Genomic DNA, 1,526 nt, shown 5'->3' with positions numbered 1-1,526 from the left:
TCTCCACAAGCCAACCTACCCCCATCTATATGGGAAGTCTACGAACGGATGCTACGTATTCCCTATTACGTGGTCTTCAATGGTAATAGCAATATACTGCGCTTGTTTGAATTAGTGCGCAGCAGCTATCGGGAAGTGATTCTCAACGGTGACAAATTCTGGCTTCCAGAAATAGAACTAGGTTTAGGATTGTGGTCAGGAAACTATCAAGAGTTAAACCGACTTTGGTTGCGTTGGTACGATGCAGCAGAAAATTGGATTCCTACACCGGTTGAGAAAGAAAGACAGCTAGTTGAAAAAGAACGTCAACGAGCTGAACGAGAACATCAACGAGCTGAACGTCTAGCAGCTCAATTGCGAGCAATGGGTGTAGAGCCAGAAGATTGAAATTTTAGATTTTAGAGTAAGCGGTCAGCGGTCAGCGGTCAGCGGTCAGCTTAGTAGTAGCGTAGGGTGGGCAAATAATGAGAGAAAGGCAATTTGAACAAATATCATGTCCATTTGCCCACCCAACAAAATCAGGGGTAGGGTGAGCAAATAATGAGAGAAAGGCAATTTGATCAGTTGTCATGTCCCTTTGCCCACCCTACCAGAGCGATTGGCCGTAGGCCACGCTACGCGATCGCACTACTTTGAGCCTAATATTTTGTCATATTCGGCGTGTGTTCCGATCCAAAACCAAACTAGATCATTATCCTTTTCCACCGCAATCGCTCTGTAATGTAAACCCACTCGAACTGACCAAAACCGACCTACTTTCTTGAAATGTAGTGAGGGATATCGAGGATCTTGTTTGAGCAACTCGTAACATCTATCGGCAAGTTCTTGGATTTCAGACGGTAGCTGTCGATAATAATACCAAAAATCAGGTGTAGCAAGATGTTTCACAAATCAGTACAATTTCCTTGTCGTAAATGTTTCAGTGCTTTGTCTGCTAATGCATCTAGCCTACCAGCCACAACATCTGTCTCAAATTGTCGATCCCAATTTGCTGCATCAAATTCTGCAAACCAAGTCCGAAATTTGGCGAGATCCTCCCTAGAAAGTTGACTGACAGCAAGTTCAATTTCCTCTAAGGAATTCTTATTCATAAGCCCTAATTTTTGACAGATATACTCAAATTATAGAGTTTTTAGTAGGGTAGGGTGGGCAAATGATGATAGTTTGACAATTAGATCAGTTATCATGTGCCTTTGCCCACCGGACAAGTGGTCGGGTGGGCAAATAATGATAGTTTGGCAATTTAATTAGGAATCATGTCGATTTCCCCACCGGACAAAAGCGATCGCACTTCACTACCTTTATTGTGTCATATCATCGGTTTGTTGGGTTTTGTTGTCTCAACCCAACCTACACTATTCGCGTACTCACTTTCAAGCGGACATTGACAGCTGCGTTACACTTCATTAACGCACTCTACAAGAGCTTTGATATCCCTGATATATTCGATTATTAATAAACGTAAATAGTTCAGGGTTTCGACATAGTGTTTCATTTTAGGATAATCAAAGTATTGTGAAAAATAC

At 42.1% G+C, this 1,526-nt stretch carries 2 protein-coding genes and 1 pseudogene; 1 reads left to right on the top strand and 2 read right to left on the bottom strand.

All coding sequences use genetic code 11. From position 1 onward, the window contains the following. Window positions 1–387, top strand: a pseudogene (locus tag F6K37_RS41890) (hypothetical protein); the annotation flags it as partial. Between the two features lie 240 nt (window positions 388–627). Here F6K37_RS41890 and F6K37_RS41885 read toward each other — a convergent pair. Both F6K37_RS41885 and F6K37_RS41880 read right to left on the bottom strand, forming a co-directional pair. Beyond that, the gene (locus F6K37_RS41885) at window positions 628–888 is read right to left on the bottom strand and encodes a ParE family toxin-like protein (RefSeq protein ID WP_008184113.1); all 261 of its coding nucleotides are present in this window, start codon (window positions 886–888) and stop codon (window positions 628–630) included. After that, on the bottom strand, window positions 885–1,091 hold the full coding sequence (locus F6K37_RS41880) for a hypothetical protein (protein ID WP_008184111.1): 207 nt from the start codon (window positions 1,089–1,091) through the stop codon (window positions 885–887). The genes F6K37_RS41885 and F6K37_RS41880 overlap by 4 nt, the downstream gene beginning before the upstream one ends. Window positions 1,092–1,526 lie beyond the last annotated feature (435 nt).

Source organism: Moorena sp. SIO4E2 (assembly GCF_010671945.1).
GTDB lineage: Bacteria > Cyanobacteriota > Cyanobacteriia > Cyanobacteriales > Coleofasciculaceae > Moorena > Moorena producens.
Note: the sequence above shows the minus strand (reverse complement) of the source record. Positions and strands in the feature narration are given on the sequence as shown.

Excerpts from the sequence above, each read along its gene's own strand:
- F6K37_RS41880 (WP_008184111.1), bottom strand. The coding sequence starts at position 1,091 with ATGAATAAGAATTCCTTAGAGGAAATTGAACTTGCTGTCAGTCAACTT.